This window comes from Suttonella indologenes (assembly GCF_900460215.1).
In the GTDB taxonomy this organism is placed as follows: domain Bacteria; phylum Pseudomonadota; class Gammaproteobacteria; order Cardiobacteriales; family Cardiobacteriaceae; genus Suttonella; species Suttonella indologenes.
On record NZ_UHIA01000003.1, the window covers coordinates 260836 to 278701 of the forward strand.

The following is a 17866-nucleotide window of genomic DNA, read 5'->3' on the forward strand; positions in this document are numbered from 1 at the left end:
TAAGCGCTTCTCCTGACAAAATGTGTATCTTTAAGTCTCATTTTGAAGTTAAGGTACTATATTTTCCTGCTTGCGGTTTTTGCCGCAGAATCGGGATCAGGGTCGAAGCCGCCGCCGAAGCAATGACTAATACACTGCCTAAGGCGGTCAGCAAGGTCATGCGCTCGCCTGAAGAGCATGGCAATCAGCAGGCGCAATTCCACCACCAAAGCGGGATCAAACATCTGATAAGCATATTTGCCCGCCGTAAAAGAACTTGCCCAAATCAGCAAGGCAATCACAAGATAAAACATCGCAATTCCTTCATCAAAATTTCCTTACTGCTTGAAACCCCTTCCCTTTAGAGAGGATAATCTTGTGGGAGAGGTGCAAGCTCTTCCAATTCAGGGCAACACGTAGAGCGACGCTTTATGTGTCGCTCTACGTGTTGAAACATGCGCCGCAGCGCGGATTTTTCGTTATATAGTCAAAGAATTGAAAAAGTATTACAGACTTGGCTCGCCTTGCCCTACACTCTTGTATTGTCTGCGGCTCGCCGCCTTGTACTAATTTTCACTTCTCCGACTATAGTGGGCGGTTAAATTAACAAAAAATCCCCCTTATGCAACATTTTATTCTTATTTTTATCGGCGGTGGCTTAGGTGCATGCGCCAGAGCCGGCTTCAGTACGCAATTCGGCAAAATCTTCCATCTGCACAGCCATTGGGCGATTTTAGCCGTCAACCTCTTAGGCTGTCTGCTTATCGGCATTGCCGCCGAACGCCTGCTGCTGCGCCTAGACAATCCCGCTTGGCGCTTATAGTCAAAGAATTGAAAAAGTATTACGGCGTTGGCTCGCCTTGCCGTACGCTCTTGTACTGTCTGCGGCTCGCCGCCTTGTACTACTTTTTCACTTCTCCGACTATATTCCTCATCAGCGGATTTCTCGGCGGTTTTACCACCTATTCCAGCTTTATCCTCGATTTCCTCAAACTCGCGCACAGCAGCCAAAGCTACGCCCTACTGCATCTTGCCGCACATCTCTTCGGCGGTATCGCCGCCTGCCGGCTTGGTATGCTCATCGGCAAAGGATTGCTGACATAAGACCGTCGTTTGTCTATATAATTACGCCTTATTTTTTAACGACCATTTTATGTTTCAACACACAGAGCGACACATAAAGGCGACACATAAAGCGTCGCTCTACGTGTTGCCCTGAATTGGAAGAGCTTGCACCTCTCCCACAAGATTATCCTCCTAAAGGGAGGGTTTCAAGCAGTAAGGAAATTTTGATGAACGCCACCCAATTCAGCACCATCGGCATTATCGGCAAATACGGCGCCGACCACAGCGAAGCCAATATCAACCGCGTAATTGCCCTATTGGAAACGCGCGGCATCGCCTATACGCTCGACAGCAACACCATGCCCGACACCCTCAAAGACCACCCCCACAGCCGCCCGATGAAACAATGGCAAGACGCGCTGGATTTGGCGATAGTGGTCGGCGGCGACGGCACCTTTCTCTATGCCGCACGCGCCCTGCAAAGCAAACATATACCGCTGATCGGCATCAATGCAGGACGACTGGGCTTTCTCGCCGACCTCTCCGCCGCCGAATTGGAAAGCCAATTAAGCGCCGTGCTAGACGGACATTACTGCCGCGAAAGCCGACAATTGCTATCGATCGAAATCCGCTCAGGCGAAACTATCCGCGCCCAATTTGTCGCCGTGAACGAAGTCGTTATCCACAAACGCACCATGGCGCGCATGGTCGAGCTTAATGCTTATGCCGGCGGACAATTCCTCTGCCACTACTACGCCGACGGCTTAATCCTCTCCACCCCCACCGGCTCCACCGCCTACGCCCTCTCCGCCGGCGGCCCGATTCTCGAACCCAACCTCAATGCCATGATTGTCGCCCCCATTTGTCCGCACACCCTGACCCATCGTCCGGTCGTACTCAGCGGCGACCGCGAAATCGAAGTCCTGCCCGGCAAAGACTCGCACAACATCCAACTCACCATTGACGGACAAGAAGAATTCCTGCTGACCGCGCAAGATCGCATCATCACGCGCCACGGCGGACATATCCACGTCCTTCACCCTGCCGACTACCAATTCCAACGCCGCCTGCGGCAAAAATTCAACTGGGGCATGAACCCAGAAAACAACCACAATCACAGATGATATAGTACCTTAACTTCAAAATGAGACTTAGAGATACACATTTTGTCAGGAGAAGCGCTTAGAATAATCTCATTTTGAAGTTAAGAGACTATATAATCCGCTCCTTCCAGCCCACCGCAAAAACCTATGCTAGACACCCTCTCCATCCGCCAATTTGCCATCATCGAACACAGCGAAATCCACTTCAAAAGCGGCTTTAACGTCCTTTCCGGCGAAACCGGCGCCGGCAAATCCATTCTCATAGACGCCATCTCCCTCCTACTCGGACACAGAGCCGATGCCGGCATGATCCGCCACGGCGCCGACAAAGCCGACATACACGCCGCCTTCAGCCAAATCCCTGAAAACCTCGCCGCACACCTTGCCGACAACGAACTGGCGGATGCAGACGAACCGCATGCCGCCCTCATTCGCCGCACCATTCGCGAAAAAGCCAGCAAAAGCTTCATCAACGCCCAACCCGTTACCGCCGCCCTGCTCAAACAACTTAGCGAACAACTCGTCAACATTCACGGACAACACGCCAACCAAGCCCTACTCCACCAAGCCGAACAACGCCGCCGCCTCGACCGCTTCGGCAAACTCGACCCGCTAGTCGAGACCGTGCAACAACGCTACCAAGAATGGAAACAGCAAGAAGCCGCTTGGCAGGCATGGCAGCAAGCTCGCGACAGCCTGAACGAACGCCTCGAACTCTGCGCCTACCAACTGCAAGAATTCGAGCAAGCCGCGCCGCAAGACAATGAATTCAGCGAACTGGCGGAACAACATGCCCTCCTCGCCTCGGCAGACGAAATCCTCAGCAAAGGCGGACAACTCAGCGACGCCCTCTATGAAAACGAACACAGCGCCGCCGCCCTGCTGCGCCAACTCGCCCAACAAGCCGAACAACTCGCCGCCCTGCACGGCAACTTCCAAGAAAGCGCGGAACTCCTCAACCAAGCCGCCATCTACGCCGATGAAGCCGCCGACGCACTGGCGCGCCAACTCGGCAAAATCGAACACGACCCCGAACAACTCGCCCAATTAGACGAACGCATGAGCGCCCTGCACAGCCTCGCACGCAAACACCGCATCGAACCCGAACAACTCGGCAGCCGCTGGCAGCAACTCGCCGAAGAACACCAACGCCTCAGCGCCGAAAGCGAAGGCGGCGAAAACAGCAGCGCCGCCCTGCAAGCCGCGGAAAAAGCCTACCGCCAAGCAGCCGAAAACCTCAGTCAAGCCAGACACCAAGCCGCGCAAAACATGGCGGCGCAAACCCTAGAATGGATACGCCAACTCGGCATGGAAAAAGCCCAATTCTCCGTCCACATCAGCCCAAGCGAAAAACCGAGCGCATACGGCATTGACGACATTCACTTCCTGCTCTGCGCCAACCCCGGACAACAACTGCAATCACTGGCAAAAGTCGCCAGCGGCGGCGAACTCTCGCGCATCAGCCTTGCCATAGAAGTCGCCTGCTTGGACGACAACGCCGTCCCCCATACCCTCATCTTCGACGAAATCGATGCCGGTATCGGCGGCGAAGTCGCCGATACCGTCGGACGACTATTAGCAAAACTCAGCCAAACGCGGCAAGTATTGTGCATCACACATCTACCGCAAGTCGCCGCCTACGCCGCCCATCACTTCCGCATCGAAAAAACCAGCGACGAACACAGCACCCAAACGCGCGTCATCCCACTAGACAAAGCCGCCCGCATTATCGAACTCGCCCGCATGCTCGGCTCCGCCGACAGCGAGACCTCGCGCAAACATGCGGAAACCATGCTGAAAAACAGCCGAACAATTTAGCTCAAGCGAAAGAAACATCTATTTACCTTAACTTCAAAATGAGACTTAGAGATACACATTTTGTCAGGAGAAGCGCTTAGAATAATCTCATTTTGAAGTTAAGAGACTATAAAAACAAAAAGAGCGGCAAGCCGCTCTTTTCAAGGTAAAAATATCCTTACGATTAAGGTATCGGCGCATCAATCAAAGTACAAGAACCGGAAATCGCCATACATTCACTTTTCTGCCGCATTTGACCATTACCGCGCACCTGCGGCATAAAAGTCAATTTATCGGCATCTGTCATGGCTATAGTAAGATCTTGACCAGATTCGCAAGCGGATTTCTTAAATACACCAATCGCACTACCAATACCTTTTTCGCCAATAGCCTGATTCATATAAGCCCTAGCTTCGCCTAAACAGGCACTGTTAGCGGCTTTTTGCATATAATTTTGATAAGCAGGCAAAGCAATGGCCGCTAAGATACCGATAATCGCCACCACAATCATAAGCTCTATCAGCGTAAAGCCTTTTTGCTTAACTTCAATCATGATAGTCACCATTTATTAGCACTTTCATTAAGTAATAAAAAAGAGCAGCTATGCTGCTCTTTTCTAAAGAACTAATTATTATGGATTTGCTGCTGCATCTGCCAGCTTACAAGTTGCAGTAACTGGATCACAGGTAGTATTCCTTTTAGCAGCTACTGCACCACGGTCTTGAGGTTCAAATACTAACGCAGCTGTGCCGATAGTTGTGGCATCTTTAGCTAAGGTAGCAGCCCCTGCTGATGAGCTCTTACAAGCAGAAGCTTTGGTTGCATAACTTTCAGAAGTAATCTTACCATCAGTTGCAATTTCAGCTACTGCACCGTTTACGTATGATTTAGCTTCGCCTAAGCAAGCATTGTTAGCTGATTTTTGCATATAGTTTTGGTATGCAGGCAATGCGATAGCAGCCAAAATACCGATGATTGCGACTACAATCATGAGCTCGATAAGGGTGAAACCTTTTTGAATTGATTTTTTCATTTTTCTCTCCTAGAGAATTAATACATTACAAATTTAAATTAACTACTTGTTTGAAGCTAGTTGCCTAGCGAATATACTTATGCCTTACGCGTGCCAAGTTTATTTTTATGTTTTAATTCAGTGTGTTAAAATTATGCACTTTGGTATACCACACTTTTGCCGTCTATGATTTTCCTATAATACTCATCTTATTTACTTCTCTTTGCCGAAGCATTGGCAGTATAGTCAAAGAATTGAAAAAGTATAGTACCTTAACTTCAAAATGAGACTTAGAGATACACATTTTGTCAGGAGAAGCGCTTAGAATAATCTCATTTTGAAGTTAAGAGACTATATTACGGCGTTGGCTCGCCTTGCCGTACGCTTTTGTACTGTCTGCGGCTCGCCGCCTTGTACTATAGTCGAAGAATTGAAAAAGTATTACGGCGTTGGCTCGCCTTGCCGTACTATCTGCGGCTCGCCGCCTTGTACTACTTTTCCACTTCTCCGACTATACTTTTCCACTTCTCCGACTATACTTTTTCACTTCTCCGACTATAGATACCGACATAATGACATTTTGTGCTGCTTTATGGATTACAAGCCTTTAGGCTATCATTCTATTTTCAGTATTCATCAAATAGTATTGCTTGCAAACGCGCCATGACATCTTCTATGACCATATTAGGCACCTTCTCTTTAAAGACGGCTTGGCGTATGCGCCAATCGATTGATTTGAGTTGATGGCAATGCACGTTACCTTGCGTGTGCGTGCCGCTGCCTTGCAAGGTAGATAGCATTCCAAGGCTTCTCGCTCCGCCAGCCATGCCTTGCGAAATCGGGCAAACATAAGCCAAACCTGTCGCCTGATTAAAAACTTTCGGCGATAAAGCCAGTGCATAATGCCTGCCTTTCATTTCCGTACCGCTGGCAGGATCAAATTGGAGATGAATAATGTCCCCTTTTTCAGGAATGTAAGTCATTATTTCACACACTCACTGCCGCATTCTGTCAATTCATCCCAACCTTCGGCACGTTGCAAATCAGCATCCATTTCCGCCAGCAAGTCTTGCAATTGATACTTTGCTCGTTTACGAATAATCAAAGCATCATCATATATTTCTGCTTGCAAAGTATCACCTATTTTGAGCCCTAATTGCTTTAGGGTTTGTGCAGGCAGGCGCATAGCCGCACTATTTCCCCATTTCTGTATGCGTATCATAAATACTCCTGACTAATAATGTTTAGACAATGTAGCAACAAAAAATAGGCGCGTCAAATGATGCTATGATGCGCTTTTTAAGCGAAAGGATGGGCTATGCAAAGGCTTGATGCGGTAATTATTGGCGGTGGGATTGCAGGTTTATGGACGTTAGCGGCTTTGCGCGCAGGCGGTTATGCCGCGATTTTGCTTGAACGCGAAGGGCTTGGTGCAAAACAAACCTTAGCCAGCCAAGGGATTATTCACGGCGGGACAAAATACGCGTTGCAAGGCAGTTTGACCGGTGCAGCACAAGCGATTGCACAGATGCCGGCGCGCTGGCAGGCGGCTTTGCAGGGCAAAGAAGCGGCGGATTTATCTGCTGCCAATATGCTTTCCGCGCATCAGTATTTATGGACGACTCAGACTGCCGGCGGAAAATTAACGGCTTTTTTTGCCGGCAAATTGATGCGCAGCCGCATGCAGCGTTTAAATGATGCGGAATTGCCTGCATTTTTGCCGCCGCATTTCGGCGGTCATGCTTATGCTTTGGCAGAGCCCGTGTTGGATATTGTGTCTATACTCCATTGTTTTGCCGAGCAATATGCCGATTTTATCTTAACTGACGCAAATTGGCAGCGCGACGGCGATGTCTTATTCATCGGCGACAGACAATTTTTGCCGACACATTGGATTTATACGGCAGGCGAGGCGAATGGCGAATTAAGCGCGGCTTCGCAGCAAATTCGTCCTTTAAATATGGTGGCTCTGCGTTTGCCGCAATCTGTGCCTGACATTTTTGGGCATTGCTTAGGCATGAGCGACAAACCCAAAATCACGATTACGACACATTTGTTTGATTGGCAGCAGGCAGAGGGCGATAAGGTGTATTGGATTGGCGGACAGCCTGCGGAGGAAGGCGTGGGGCGCACAAGGGATGCGCAAATTGCGGCAGTTCGTCGCCTATTATTAGAGACTTTACCGTGGTGGGCGCAAGATGCGCAGCTCTTGTCTTATATTAATGACGACAGCCGTTATATTTGCGTGGCGCTTAATCGCGCCGAAGGTGCAGCAGAGGGCAAACGTCCTGATTTGCCGACCGTGACGCAAAATGGCAAGGATATTACGGCGTATCCGACTAAATTGGCATTTGCGCCTTTAGTGGCGGATCAAATTGCGGCACTGCTATCTGCGCCGCAATTTGTCAGTGAGGCGGTATTTACTGATAAGGTGCGGATTGCGCCGTATTTGTGGCAGTAAATTTGTTTGCAAATCCGTGCACAGCTCTTTAGAATAAGGCGCCAACAACACTCGACACGCTTAGAGCAACTTGTGCATACTCGTTCTCGCGGACCAGGTCGAGTTTTTTTATGCTAATGTTTTACAAATCAAAAGCCGCATTGATAAGGCGCTGCGTGTATTCGGTTTGCGGCTGATGGAAGATTTGTTCCGCGCTGCCGGTTTCGACGACTTTGCCTTTTTGCATCACAATCACGCGATCGCTCATGGCGCGCACTATCGCAAGGTCATGACTGATAAAGAGATAGCTCAGACCGTATTTTTGCTGCAAACCGCGTAAGAGTTCCACGACTTTCACTTGAATGGAGCGGTCCAGCGCGGAAGTCGGTTCATCTAGCAATACGAATTTCGGCTGCACGATGATGGCACGCGCAATCGCGATACGCTGTCTTTGTCCGCCGGAAAATTCATGCGGATAGCGGTTCATCATATCGGGCGAAAGCGCCACTTCGCTCAGCATCGCCGCTACTTGTTCGCGCCGTTGTTTACCGCTGAGTTCGGGGCGGTGGACTAATAAGCCTTCGCCGATAATTTGTCCGACGGTCAGACGCGGCGACAGGGAGCCGAAGGGGTCTTGGAAGACCATTTGCATATCCGCTTTCAAATGTTTGGCGGCTTTGCCTTCCAAACTGCGGATGTCCTGCCCCTCAAATGCCACATTGCCCTGATAATCCAGCATTTGCATAATCGCTTTGCCCAGCGTGGATTTGCCGCTGCCGCTTTCGCCCACAATGCCTAAGGTTTCGCCTTGCTTGAGCAGCAGGCTGACATCATCAACGGCATGAAAATGCGTTTTGGCTTTGCCAAAAAAATGCCGCTCGGTCACAAATTGCACTTGCAGACGATCCACCTGCAATAAAATGCCGGCATCTGCCGCTACCGGCTGTTTCATGCCTTTGGGCACGGCATTAATCAGCTCTTTGGTGTATTCATGCTGCGGATAAGCAAAAACGCTTTTGATATTGCCGCGTTCTAAAATCTCGCCCAAGCGCATCACGCAGACGCTGTCGGCATAATGCTCCGCCAGTCCCAAATCGTGGGTAATGAAGATAATCGCCATGCCCATTTCTTGCTGCAACTGTTTCAGCAAATCCAGTATTTCCGCTTGAATGGTCACATCAAGAGCGGTAGTCGGTTCGTCGGCAATCAGCAAATCGGGATCGTTAATCAGCGCCATGGCAATCATCACGCGCTGCAATTGTCCGCCCGAGAGTTCATGCGGATATTGCTTGAGGCGGCGCGCCGGCTCGGGAATACGTACTTTGCCTAGCATTTCTTCGGCACGCTGCCATTGCGCGCTTTTGCTCATGTTTTTCTGATGCGCGGCAAGGGCTTCGCAGAGTTGCTCGCCGATTTTCATAAAGGGATTCAGCGAGGTCATCGGCTCTTGGAATATCATGCCGATGCGTCCGCCGCGCAAGGCGCGCAATTGCTCGTTGTCGGCTTCCAAAATAGACAGTCCGTCAAATTCAATACGGCTTTCAGGACTATAAACGCCGGTATTTTCAGGCAATAAACGCACAATCGATAAAGAAGTTACAGATTTGCCGCTGCCGCTTTCTCCGACCAGCGCAAGGGTTTCGCCTTTATTGACGCTGAAAGATACGCCGCGCACGGCATGCACGTGATGGCGCGCTTGGCGGAAGGTAATGTCGAGGTTTTCAACGCGTAATAGCGACATCTTAACGCTCCTTAGGATCGAAGGCGTCGCGTAGTCCGTCGCCGATAAAATTAAAACAAAACAGCATCGCGGCAAGGAATAGCGCAGGGAAGACCAGCAGCCACGGCGCGCTTTCCATCTGCTTGGCGCCTTCGGAAATCAGCACGCCTAAGCTAGTCATGGGTTCTTGCACACCCAAGCCCAAGAAGCTCAGAAAACTTTCGGTCAAAATTGCCAAAGGAATGGTCAGCGTTACATAGACGACGACCGTTCCGAGCGTATTCGGCACGATATGGCGGCGCAGAATCGCGCCGGTCGGCACGCCCAAGACTTCCGCCGCCTGCACGAATTCTTTATGCCGCAAGCTGATTGCCTGACCGCGCACAATCCGCGCCATGGTAAGCCATTCCACCGCGCCGATGGCGGCAAACATCAAAAAGATATTGCGTCCGAAAAAGACCATCAGCAGAATCACAAAGAACATAAAGGGCATGGAATACAGAACATCGACGACCCGCATCATGATGCTGTCGGTACGCCCGCCGGCATAGCCGGCAATCGCGCCGTAGCTAACGCCGATTAATAAGCTGACGCTGGTAGCGCAGAGTCCGACCAAAAGCGAAATCTGCATGCCGTATAAGGTACGGACAAATAAATCCCGTCCGTTGGCATCGGTGCCGAACCAATGTCCGCTTTCTATAGAAGGCGGTGCTTGAAAGGCATCCCAAAAGATTTCATCGATTTCATAGGGGCGCAGATGCGGTCCTAGGATTGCCAATAGTACTAAGGCAATCAGCAAAATCAGTGCGGCAAGCGTCGCTTTGTTGGAAAAAAAGCGGCGCAGCGCGTGTTGTAACAGGCTTTCACTATGATTCATGACAATCTCACTTTAGGGTCAAGATAGGCATAGGCCAAATCGACTAATAAATTAAACAGCACAATCAAGGCACCGTAAAAAACGACCACGCCCAGCACAAGGGTGTAATCCCGATTGAGCGCGCCTTGGACGAAATAGCGTCCGATGCCGGGAATGCCGAAAATCTGTTCGATGACTACCGAGCCGGTCAGCACCCCTGCGCAGGCAGGTCCCAGATAGCTGACGACCGGCATCAATGCCGGTTTTAAGCAATGGCGCAGAATAACCCGCATTTCGGACAATCCTTTGGCGCGCGCGGTGCGGACGTGATTGGCGCGCAAAACTTCAATCATCGAGCCGCGCATCAGGCGCGAGATATAGGCAATTTGCGGCAAGGCTAAAGTCAGCACCGGCAAGACCATTTGCTTCCATGAATTTCCCCAGCCGCCCGCCGGCAGCCAGCCCAAATAAACGGCAAAAATCAAAATCACCAAGGGTGCAATCACGAAATTGGGAATGGTGATGCCTGTCATGGCGGCAGTCATCACGGAATAGTCAATCACGCTGTTTTGGCGGATAGCGGCAATTGTGCCCAGTAGGCAGCCGATAAGCACGGCAATCAATACGGCGGTTAAGCCGAGTTTCATCGAGACGGGAAAACCGTAGCCGATGAGTTCCGTTACCGTGCGGTCGGCATATTGGAAAGAAGGCCCGAAATCGCCCTGCACAATACTGCCCAAATAGCGCAGATATTGCTGCCATAGCGGTTCGTCCAAATGATACATGGCATTAAGATTGGCTTGAATTTCAGGTGGTAAGGTGCGTTCCATATCAAAAGGCCCGCCTGGGGCGACCCGAATCATGAAAAATGCCATCGTGATGATAATAAGCAAAGTCGGCACGGCGACGAATAAGCGCCGAATAACATAGCGGAACATGGTCTTACTCTATTTATAAAAAGGTGGCTATCATAGCCTGAAATACCGATGATGCCTAGCCTTATGCTCAATGAAAAACTGCCCTTTTTTGTCAGCAAACCGCTATAATTTACCGCCTTTCCTACAAATTCCGTCGCAATATTGCAGGAAGGCGAGCGCTTTTTAGCAAAAGGAATACTTATGCAAACACTTAAACAGGCTGTCGCCGGTGCGCAAATTCTGTTCGTCGCTTTCGGCGCAATGGTTCTCGTCTCGCTGCTCACCGGACTTAATCCTTCGATGGCGCTACTCGGCGCAGGTATCGGCACTTTGCTGTTTCAATTATTGACCAAGCGAAAAGTGCCGATTTTTTAGGCTTCTCTTTCGCTTTTATCGCTCCGATTATTTACGCGCTCAACGAATGGGGTATGGGCGGCACCATGTTCGGGCTGTTTGCCGCCGGATTTATGTATTTTATAGTACATTAACTTCAAAATGAGACTTAGAGATACACATTTTGTCAGGAGAAGCGCTTAGAATAATCTCATTTTGAAGTTAAGAGACTATATCTTTGCCGCCCTGATTAAATGGCGCGGACTATAGTCAAAGAATTGAAAAACTATTACGGCGTTGGCTCGCCTTGCCGTACGCTCTTGTACTGTCTGCGGCTCGCCGCCTTGTACTACTTTTTCACTTCTCCGACTATAGCGGCGGTACACCGCTTATTGCCGCCGGTGGTCATCGAGCCTGTGATTATCGTCATCGGCTTGTCGGTTGCCAAAGTCGCCAGCGAAATGGCAATGGGGCAAGCCGGCGGCGAACAAGCCTATCCTTATATAATGTTCGTATTTGTCATGAATCGACTATAAAAGCCTGTTTTCAACAAAAAATAAAGGCTGCTTTTTGCAGCCCTTATTTTATTTTGAGTATATGATAACTATCCGATCAATGACATACGCTTGCTAATCGATTCGGCTAATTTGCGCGAACCGTGCAAAATATGTGCAAGCATCGACTGCTGAGTCGCTTCAATCAAAAGAATCAGAGATTTACCTTTTCCGCCATCAATAGAATAGATATAAACCTTACCCTTATCATTATCAATGGTAATTGAGCGACACATGCCCTGCCCCATTTGCTCGCCTACCGAACTGCCGAGTGAAAACAATGTACTTCCGACAGCTGCCAAGTTTTCTGCGCTATAGGTGCCGCCGTCGCTACTTTGCGAAGCAATTGAAAAGCCGTCTGGAGTAGCCAATAGCACATGTTTTACGCCATGCGTTTCTGATAAAAATGAATCCAATGCCATTTCGCAATATTTTACGAAGGCACTGTTGCGATATTGTTCAAGTGTAGCCATATTCTTTCCTTAGTAAATTTGAGCTTCAATAGAGGCAATTAAAGTTTCAACAAGTAATAATACATCGTTTTTCTCTCTTGAGTCTACTTCAAATACAGGGAACTGAAGTTTTTTCTTTGCTAATGACTCTAAGGCTTGCTCTTGAGATAAGTAGCCGGGCAAATCAGTATGCGTAAGCCCTACTACGATATTATCCATTTTATGCTTATGGAAATATTCGACATAATAAGGCAATTCTTCAGGAGCTTTAGTGCTTGAAGAATCCACAAGAATAATAGCGCCCAAAGCGCCTTCTGTAACAATCCGCCATACTAATTCAAAGCGTTCTTGTCCCGGTGTGCCGTATAAACCGATTTTAACATCCGGCGGCAATAGAATTTGACCATAATCAATGCCTACGGTAGTCAATAATTTACTGTGCGATTTTGTATCAGTATTTTCAACATCAGTGGAAACAACTTCCTTATCGGATAAGGACTGGATAGCTGTCGTTTTACCAGCACCCATACTCCCGGCAAAAATAATTTTAAACTCTTTCATATAAATATTTTCTACTTAAATGTGACTCATTAAAGACCAAGTTTCGCACGAAAACGCTGCAATAAGCTACGTTTTTCTCGTTTTTCTGCTTCATCCATTTGTGGGCGTTGTGCAACTGTTTGTTTTACAGGATCAATTACTTCTTCAATATATCCTGATGAAATACTTGCAAAAAGAAAACGATTAATTTGCTCTAAAGGATAATTCGTCTTCTCTTGCAACATTTTAATATCAATAGGGAATGATTGTACACAAGCAGCCAAGCGCAAAGCTTCCGTACGTCCGTTGCGCCCTAAAGGCTGTGGCCAACGCAGTAAACGAAAATGCGCATTTTTATTGATATGCTCAGCGCCGTCCAGATGAGATTGCCATAAGGTTTCAAATAACCATACATCAATTCTTAATTGACGTGCTGATGCGGGGATTTCATTAGTTTTAACTTCTTTCCATTTCCACAAATCATAACCCGGAACATTCTCACGCGGATAATTGATATAGACCAAACCTTCCGCAGGCTTAATCCAAGTAGAATTATCGCCATTTATCGCATGCAAAACAATATTTTCACTGCGGCGTATTTTTTTCAATATATCGCCATTTGCATCAGCTGACATGTGTGATGCGGTTTTATTCGGCGTTTTTGCTGTTTGAGTTTGATTAACAGTTTCTGTTTTTACGATCGGGTCGGCAATGGTTTCACCCATTAATTTTGCCGTCCACAGTTGAGCATCTGCCTGCTCGTCTGTCCATGCTATGCTGTGAAATTGTGAGCGACCAGCCAAATTTGCTCCCTCCGCATTAGCATGCGCACATACTATCGGACATTTAATCATGCCGATATATTTTTGAATTTGGGGTGCTTCTAGAAAACCGGCATTAATCACTACGCCATCTAAATTTTTATCATTTGCGGGCACCCACTCAAAAGTTTGCGAACCAACATTTTTTTGAATAATATTTTTGATTTTTTGTTCCGCTTCTTGAGCAAAACCCAGTAAGCAAATGCGTTTTTTGTCAGACATGATGAATTCCGTAGTGGCTTAATATCAATATAAGAACCTCCCATGGATAAATGGGAGGTTCCAATATACAAGTTTTTATGAAAAATCAAGATCTTTTTCGAAGCCGCGCAATTGGTGACGAGCCATCGCCAAGTTCGCGCGCGAACGATCCAATACCAAATATAAGAATAATTTACTGTTACGCTCTAATGGACGAATCAAGTGATATCCTTTACCTAATGAGATAAGGATATCATCGATATCGTCATGCAATTCAAGAGAAGCGGCAACGCGACGTTTTGCGTTTAATACTTCCGTGTTACCGGCTGCAGCCAATTCCAAATCAATGCCTGAACCTTCGGTTGCCAAAGCCAGACCACTGTCTGAATCTACTAATGCAACTGCTTTGAAACCGTCAATATCTGTCAATGAGCTTAAGTCAATTCTTGCCATAATAACCTCTGTAATAACTAATTTGAATGTGCCTAAATGGGCATTCGCTCAAAAGCGAATTTAATACCATGTTTTATAATTCATTATTTTTCATAATCTTACTCTTATTCCAAAAAAGCATAAAAAAATATCCCGTTTATGCGATACACTGGACGCACAGATTAAGGAAAAGCCATGAATCAAATAAATGTAAATGAAATCAAAAAGTTATCAAAAATGACCGCTCAATTTATTCAAACTTATCCTCAAGCGGTTATCTACTTACGTGGCGATTTAGGCGCAGGCAAGACCACTTTTGTTCAAGAGTGGCTAAAAAACTCAGGATATCAGGATATTATAAACAGCCCAACTTACCAATTGGTCAATGAATACGTTTTACCCAATCAGAAAATTGCCATTCATGCCGATTTGTATCGTTTAAGTTCAGCAGATGAATTACTTTATCTTGATGTGGATGAATGGCAAAATCGCGCCGATTGGATTTTTATTGAATGGCCTGAAAAAGGCGGTGATTACTTACCGCCAGCTATTTTAGACATTACACTGACGTTTAACGGCAGTCAGCGTTTTTTAAATTTAAAAACTGACAAATAATGTCAGTTTTTTGCAAGTAAAATAAATGATATTCATTATCATCTAGCCAAAAGCATGTGCTGCGGCAGATGCTCGCGGAAATAGGCATCGATACTGCCGGCAATCGCACGCGCTAATTTTTCTTGATAGGCCTGCGATGCTAATAATTTGGCATCGCTCAAATTAGAGATAAAGGCGGTTTCCACTAGCATGGAAGGTATTTCCGGCGAGCGCAAAACGGTGAAATTCGCCCGTTCTACATGTCTTTTATGTACTTTCCCGATTTTGCCCAACTCCGATATGGTTTTGCTTGCCAGAATATTGCTGGATTCCAAAGTCGCTTCCTGCTGAATGTTCAATAAAGCAGCCTGTATATCGTCATCATATTTCTCTACATCAACACCCCATTTTAAATCTACTGCGTTTTCAGAATTGGCAAGATAGCGTGCCAGCTGCGAGGTGGCACCGGTAGTGGATAAGATATACACCGAGGAACCGCTAGGCTCGCTTCTTTCGACGGCATCGGCATGAATAGATACGAATAAATCTCCTTTGGCTCGCCGACAAATATTTGTTCGCTCACGTAGCGGGATAAAAATATCATTGTTACGCGTCATAACCACCCTATAACCCGGCATGGTATCCAATTGTCTTTGCAAGCGTTTAGAAATTGCTAATACCAAATCTTTTTCACGCAGATTCAATGTTTGATTAATGGCACCGGGATCTTTTCCACCATGCCCTGCATCGATACAAACAACAATATCGCGCTTATTAATCAAAGGCGGGGTACTGACTTCCACTTTTCTTTGTACCAAACCATTACTGGTAACTTCCCGCTCAATGGTCACGGTCGTTTGCGCAGGAGCGGCAATCGTTGCGGGGGGCAAAGCAGCAGCGACAGCATTGTGCTGAGCGTTGTGATTAGGAGCAACTCTTGCAATGGGATTTTGATTGGCTTGGGTGTTTGCAGTCGCACTACTACCTTGATCTTCCAAAGCCGCGCCTGAAAAAATCACATTCGGCATGCTTTCATCGATAGAAGTGAGGGTTAATGCAGGATTGCTCTCAAAATCATACACATCCACCACAATACGATTACCGTCCTGCCGATCGGGCGGCAGGGTATAAATATTTGCTTTGGCAGTGGCGATTAAATCGATGACGACGCGCAAGGTATTCGGATCGCGCATTCCCGAACGCACGCCGGCAACCGCACCCTCATTGACGACTAATCCCGCCCGCCCGCTGCGATGAACGTTTTTAAAATCCAATACGATGCGCGGCGGATTCGCCAAACTGAATTGCTGAAAAGGGATGGCCGCATCGGTATCCAAAACCAGCTGCACTTTCTGCGGCATGCGGTTATAGCGGATGTTAGAGACAGTCGCCGCCTGCACAATGCTTGCACAACACAGCAACACGAGAAGAAGGGGTTTTTTCCAATACATGAAAGATAAGCCTCAGCGCAAAATGAACCGAGATTATCGCTTATTCTGAGCAGAAAAAAAACCGCTGAAGCGATTCAGCGGTTTTCGTATTCTGGTGCCCAGGGCCGGACTCGAACCGGCACGGTATTTCTACCGAGGGATTTTAAGTCCCTTGCGTCTACCAATTTCGCCACCAGGGCCAAGAGGCGGCAATTATATACCTTGCCTAAAAGAGGTCAAGCCTTTTCTTGGAATTTCCGCTTATTTATTGTCGTATCAATAAATTTTTCTGCGCATTCCACAAGCGGTGGCTATCGCGAAAATCATCGCCCAATTGTGCCAACAAGCGCTCGGCGGCAGCAAATTGCTGAGGACTGAATATCGCCTGCGGCTGACGCAAGACCGCTTCCAAGCTGTGCAATAATTGCTTATCCGCCTGCGGTTCAATCATATTGATGCTATGCTCCGCTGCCCGCAGTTTTAGCAATTGCAGTAATCCTTCCGCCTGCCTGTGCGCAGCACCTGAAATGCCCTGCTGTTCCGCCAAGGCTTTTAAAGCGGCGATTTCCTGCTGCATTGCCTGTTGCTCTGCAGCATAAGGTTCGGGGGCATTGGCAACTTTATCAAAGACTTTCAACACGCCCCATAAACCGGATACCGCCTGAGCAATTTTGCGCTCCGTTTGACTGCCCTGCGCCAATTCTTTTTGCGCCGCATTGACTAAATCTTCGATTTGCGCGGCGTTTGCCTGAGTAATATCCGATATGCCCTGCTTGGCCTGCCATTCTTGATACACATGACCGCCGCGGCGTAAATATTGCGCGGCTTCTGCCAATTGCTGCCCATGATTTCCGCTTGCGCGGTTGATTTGCGCCTGCAAATTCTGCAAATAATCCGCCGCCTGATTGACCTGCCCTTGGCGCAGATTATCGGCAAATCCCGTCAAGGTTTGCAGCGCCTCATTCACTTCTGTCTGCAAGGCTTGACTTTGCTGCGGCGAAATCGTCGCCGCCGGCTTACCCTCTTGCCGGGCGATTTCCTGCTGCGCACCGTTATAAGCGGCGATTAAGACATCCAGCGCGCGCGCCAATTCCTGCGTATCCGTCTGCTGCTGTGCATAAGCGGCACTGCAAAATCCGCAGGCAAGCATTAACCATAAACCTTTCATTGTGCCTCCAAACGCGATTGCAGTTGTTGAATTAAAGCGACATCTTTATGCTCGGCATATTGCTGCGCCAAACGCTGCAATAATTGCAGGGCATCCGCATCTTGTCCGAAATCGCGCTGCATAATTTCCGCTGCCAATACATAATTTTTCACCACATCGTCGTGCTGCGCATGGAGGTGGCTAAAGCCGTTGAGCAGGCGCAAAGCTTCATCGGATTGACGTTCTTCGGCGGCATAATGCGCCAGCGGATAAATCCAGTCGCCGTCCAAATCCGTGACTTCAATCTGCCCTGCCCTGCTGGCGCGCTGATATTCGTCAAAAGCGCGGGCAACCGCCAAATCCGCCAATGCCTCCGCAATCCGCTGACGCGCGGCACGCATTTGCGCACCCTGCGCTTCAATATCGGCAAACTGAGGCGCGACGCCGTTTTTATGTTGATCAAATACCGACAT

Annotated in this window: 21 protein-coding genes, 1 tRNA gene and 3 pseudogenes; 8 read left to right on the plus strand and 17 right to left on the minus strand. The window is 48.1% G+C overall.

All coding sequences use genetic code 11. The features are described 5' to 3' along the window. Positions 1–56: 56 nt before the first annotated feature. Entirely contained in the window at positions 57–293 is a 237-nt protein-coding gene (locus DYC63_RS13615; RefSeq protein WP_218564512.1) for a hypothetical protein, read from the minus strand. Positions 294–601: 308 nt separating this feature from the next. On the opposite strand from DYC63_RS13615, the gene DYC63_RS12505 reads away from it, so the two are divergent. The 4 genes from DYC63_RS12505 (at position 602) to recN (ending at position 3965) form a co-directional block, all read left to right on the plus strand. Then, positions 602–802 (plus strand): fluoride efflux transporter FluC, encoded by a 201-nt coding sequence (locus DYC63_RS12505; RefSeq protein ID WP_172459363.1) that lies wholly within the window; start codon positions 602–604, stop codon positions 800–802. A 74-nt stretch (positions 803–876) separates the two neighbouring features. Beyond that, positions 877–1083 carry a fluoride efflux transporter FluC gene (locus DYC63_RS12510; protein WP_425452116.1) on the plus strand — a complete coding sequence of 69 codons (207 nt, stop codon included), beginning with the start codon at positions 877–879 and terminating at the stop codon, positions 1081–1083. 188 nt (positions 1084–1271) lie between these two features. Beyond that, entirely contained in the window at positions 1272–2168 is an 897-nt protein-coding gene (locus tag DYC63_RS01645; protein WP_115217636.1) for an NAD(+)/NADH kinase, read from the plus strand. Between the two features lie 126 nt (positions 2169–2294). After that, complete coding sequence (gene recN / locus DYC63_RS01650; protein ID WP_115217637.1) at positions 2295–3965, plus strand: DNA repair protein RecN; 1671 nt, start codon at positions 2295–2297, stop codon at positions 3963–3965. Between the two features lie 163 nt (positions 3966–4128). Here the strand turns inward: recN and DYC63_RS13485 are convergent, their stop codons facing one another. The 4 genes from DYC63_RS13485 to DYC63_RS01670 all read right to left on the minus strand — a co-directional run bounded on the left by DYC63_RS13485 (position 4129) and on the right by DYC63_RS01670 (position 6178). Next, positions 4129–4497, minus strand: a complete 369-nt coding sequence (locus DYC63_RS13485) for a prepilin-type N-terminal cleavage/methylation domain-containing protein (RefSeq protein WP_115218033.1) — start codon at positions 4495–4497, stop codon at positions 4129–4131. A gap of 78 nt (positions 4498–4575) precedes the next feature. Further along, positions 4576–4977, minus strand: a complete 402-nt coding sequence (locus DYC63_RS13490) for a prepilin-type N-terminal cleavage/methylation domain-containing protein (RefSeq protein ID WP_115217638.1) — start codon at positions 4975–4977, stop codon at positions 4576–4578. Between the two features lie 605 nt (positions 4978–5582). Then, the gene (locus DYC63_RS01665; RefSeq protein WP_115217639.1) at positions 5583–5939 is read right to left on the minus strand and encodes a type II toxin-antitoxin system PemK/MazF family toxin; all 357 of its coding nucleotides are present in this window, start codon (positions 5937–5939) and stop codon (positions 5583–5585) included. Then, positions 5939–6178: an AbrB/MazE/SpoVT family DNA-binding domain-containing protein gene (locus DYC63_RS01670; RefSeq protein WP_115217640.1), complete on the minus strand. Its 240-nt coding sequence runs from the start codon at positions 6176–6178 to the stop codon at positions 5939–5941. The genes DYC63_RS01665 and DYC63_RS01670 overlap by 1 nt, the downstream gene beginning before the upstream one ends. Positions 6179–6274: 96 nt before the next feature. On the opposite strand from DYC63_RS01670, the gene DYC63_RS01675 reads away from it, so the two are divergent. Continuing rightward, positions 6275–7417 (plus strand): FAD-dependent oxidoreductase, encoded by a 1143-nt coding sequence (locus DYC63_RS01675; RefSeq protein WP_115217641.1) that lies wholly within the window; start codon positions 6275–6277, stop codon positions 7415–7417. A gap of 121 nt (positions 7418–7538) precedes the next feature. Here the strand turns inward: DYC63_RS01675 and DYC63_RS01680 are convergent, their stop codons facing one another. Genes DYC63_RS01680 through oppB form a run of 3 tightly spaced genes read right to left on the minus strand, consistent with a single transcriptional unit; the run spans position 7539 to position 10910 of the window. Further along, positions 7539–9137, minus strand: a complete 1599-nt coding sequence (locus tag DYC63_RS01680) for an ABC transporter ATP-binding protein (protein WP_115217642.1) — start codon at positions 9135–9137, stop codon at positions 7539–7541. A 1-nt stretch (position 9138) separates the two neighbouring features. Then, on the minus strand, positions 9139–9993 hold the full coding sequence (locus DYC63_RS01685) for an ABC transporter permease (protein ID WP_115217643.1): 855 nt from the start codon (positions 9991–9993) through the stop codon (positions 9139–9141). After that, positions 9990–10910: an oligopeptide ABC transporter permease OppB gene (oppB, locus tag DYC63_RS01690; RefSeq protein ID WP_115217644.1), complete on the minus strand. Its 921-nt coding sequence runs from the start codon at positions 10908–10910 to the stop codon at positions 9990–9992. Before oppB ends, DYC63_RS01685 begins: the two co-directional genes overlap by 4 nt. Before the next feature lie 240 nt (positions 10911–11150). Between oppB and DYC63_RS13620 the strand changes: the two are divergent. Then, positions 11151–11489 (plus strand): annotated as a pseudogene (locus DYC63_RS13620) (solute carrier family 23 protein); the annotation flags it as partial. Here DYC63_RS13620 and DYC63_RS13625 read toward each other — a convergent pair. After that, positions 11486–11608: pseudogene (locus DYC63_RS13625) on the minus strand (IS30 family transposase); the annotation flags it as partial. The pseudogenes DYC63_RS13620 and DYC63_RS13625 overlap by 4 nt on opposite strands. On the opposite strand from DYC63_RS13625, the pseudogene DYC63_RS13630 reads away from it, so the two are divergent. Continuing rightward, positions 11567–11725 (plus strand): annotated as a pseudogene (locus DYC63_RS13630) (solute carrier family 23 protein); the annotation flags it as partial. The pseudogenes DYC63_RS13625 and DYC63_RS13630 overlap by 42 nt on opposite strands. Positions 11726–11826: 101 nt before the next feature. Here the strand turns inward: DYC63_RS13630 and DYC63_RS01705 are convergent. The 4 genes from DYC63_RS01705 to DYC63_RS01720 form a co-directional block, all read right to left on the minus strand. Continuing rightward, positions 11827–12249: a roadblock/LC7 domain-containing protein gene (locus tag DYC63_RS01705; RefSeq protein ID WP_115217645.1), complete on the minus strand. Its 423-nt coding sequence runs from the start codon at positions 12247–12249 to the stop codon at positions 11827–11829. A gap of 9 nt (positions 12250–12258) precedes the next feature. Further along, a complete protein-coding gene (locus DYC63_RS01710) occupies positions 12259–12789 on the minus strand; it encodes a GTP-binding protein (protein WP_115217646.1) in 531 nt (176 codons plus the stop codon). A 29-nt stretch (positions 12790–12818) separates the two neighbouring features. After that, the gene (locus DYC63_RS01715) at positions 12819–13811 is read right to left on the minus strand and encodes a hypothetical protein (RefSeq protein WP_115217647.1); all 993 of its coding nucleotides are present in this window, start codon (positions 13809–13811) and stop codon (positions 12819–12821) included. Between the two features lie 75 nt (positions 13812–13886). Continuing rightward, positions 13887–14243, minus strand: a complete 357-nt coding sequence (locus DYC63_RS01720; protein ID WP_115217648.1) for a roadblock/LC7 domain-containing protein — start codon at positions 14241–14243, stop codon at positions 13887–13889. A gap of 174 nt (positions 14244–14417) precedes the next feature. Here DYC63_RS01720 and tsaE point away from each other — a divergent pair, with 174 nt between their 5' ends. Further along, entirely contained in the window at positions 14418–14837 is a 420-nt protein-coding gene (gene tsaE, locus DYC63_RS01725) for a tRNA (adenosine(37)-N6)-threonylcarbamoyltransferase complex ATPase subunit type 1 TsaE (protein WP_115217649.1), read from the plus strand. Between the two features lie 38 nt (positions 14838–14875). On the opposite strand, the gene DYC63_RS01730 is transcribed toward tsaE, so the two are convergent. The 4 genes from DYC63_RS01730 to DYC63_RS01745 form a co-directional block, all read right to left on the minus strand. Next, a complete protein-coding gene (locus DYC63_RS01730) occupies positions 14876–16267 on the minus strand; it encodes an N-acetylmuramoyl-L-alanine amidase (protein WP_115217650.1) in 1392 nt (463 codons plus the stop codon). A gap of 92 nt (positions 16268–16359) precedes the next feature. After that, positions 16360–16446 (minus strand) — tRNA-Leu (locus DYC63_RS01735). Positions 16447–16511: 65 nt separating this feature from the next. Next, positions 16512–17414, minus strand: coding sequence for a hypothetical protein (locus DYC63_RS01740; RefSeq protein WP_115217651.1), 903 nt, complete (start codon positions 17412–17414; stop codon positions 16512–16514). After that, positions 17411–17866, minus strand: coding sequence for a hypothetical protein (locus DYC63_RS01745; RefSeq protein ID WP_115217652.1), 456 nt, complete (start codon positions 17864–17866; stop codon positions 17411–17413). The genes DYC63_RS01740 and DYC63_RS01745 overlap by 4 nt, the downstream gene beginning before the upstream one ends.

Excerpts from the sequence above, each read along its gene's own strand:
- DYC63_RS01745 (WP_115217652.1), bottom strand. The coding sequence starts at position 17,866 with ATGTCGGTATTTGATCAACATAAAAACGGCGTCGCGCCTCAGTTTGCC.
- tsaE (WP_115217649.1), top strand. The coding sequence starts at position 14,418 with ATGAATCAAATAAATGTAAATGAAATCAAAAAGTTATCAAAAATGACC.
- DYC63_RS01680 (WP_115217642.1), bottom strand. The coding sequence starts at position 9,137 with ATGTCGCTATTACGCGTTGAAAACCTCGACATTACCTTCCGCCAAGCG.
- recN (WP_115217637.1), top strand. The coding sequence starts at position 2,295 with ATGCTAGACACCCTCTCCATCCGCCAATTTGCCATCATCGAACACAGC.
- DYC63_RS01670 (WP_115217640.1), bottom strand. The coding sequence starts at position 6,178 with ATGATACGCATACAGAAATGGGGAAATAGTGCGGCTATGCGCCTGCCT.
- DYC63_RS01665 (WP_115217639.1), bottom strand. The coding sequence starts at position 5,939 with ATGACTTACATTCCTGAAAAAGGGGACATTATTCATCTCCAATTTGAT.
- DYC63_RS12505 (WP_172459363.1), top strand. The coding sequence starts at position 602 with ATGCAACATTTTATTCTTATTTTTATCGGCGGTGGCTTAGGTGCATGC.
- DYC63_RS13615 (WP_218564512.1), bottom strand. The coding sequence starts at position 293 with ATGTTTTATCTTGTGATTGCCTTGCTGATTTGGGCAAGTTCTTTTACG.
- DYC63_RS01730 (WP_115217650.1), bottom strand. The coding sequence starts at position 16,267 with ATGTATTGGAAAAAACCCCTTCTTCTCGTGTTGCTGTGTTGTGCAAGC.
- oppB (WP_115217644.1), bottom strand. The coding sequence starts at position 10,910 with ATGTTCCGCTATGTTATTCGGCGCTTATTCGTCGCCGTGCCGACTTTG.
- DYC63_RS01685 (WP_115217643.1), bottom strand. The coding sequence starts at position 9,993 with ATGAATCATAGTGAAAGCCTGTTACAACACGCGCTGCGCCGCTTTTTT.
- DYC63_RS01645 (WP_115217636.1), top strand. The coding sequence starts at position 1,272 with ATGAACGCCACCCAATTCAGCACCATCGGCATTATCGGCAAATACGGC.
- DYC63_RS01675 (WP_115217641.1), top strand. The coding sequence starts at position 6,275 with ATGCAAAGGCTTGATGCGGTAATTATTGGCGGTGGGATTGCAGGTTTA.
- DYC63_RS01740 (WP_115217651.1), bottom strand. The coding sequence starts at position 17,414 with ATGAAAGGTTTATGGTTAATGCTTGCCTGCGGATTTTGCAGTGCCGCT.
- DYC63_RS01705 (WP_115217645.1), bottom strand. The coding sequence starts at position 12,249 with ATGGCTACACTTGAACAATATCGCAACAGTGCCTTCGTAAAATATTGC.
- DYC63_RS01720 (WP_115217648.1), bottom strand. The coding sequence starts at position 14,243 with ATGGCAAGAATTGACTTAAGCTCATTGACAGATATTGACGGTTTCAAA.
- DYC63_RS13490 (WP_115217638.1), bottom strand. The coding sequence starts at position 4,977 with ATGAAAAAATCAATTCAAAAAGGTTTCACCCTTATCGAGCTCATGATT.
- DYC63_RS01715 (WP_115217647.1), bottom strand. The coding sequence starts at position 13,811 with ATGTCTGACAAAAAACGCATTTGCTTACTGGGTTTTGCTCAAGAAGCG.
- DYC63_RS01710 (WP_115217646.1), bottom strand. The coding sequence starts at position 12,789 with ATGAAAGAGTTTAAAATTATTTTTGCCGGGAGTATGGGTGCTGGTAAA.
- DYC63_RS13485 (WP_115218033.1), bottom strand. The coding sequence starts at position 4,497 with ATGATTGAAGTTAAGCAAAAAGGCTTTACGCTGATAGAGCTTATGATT.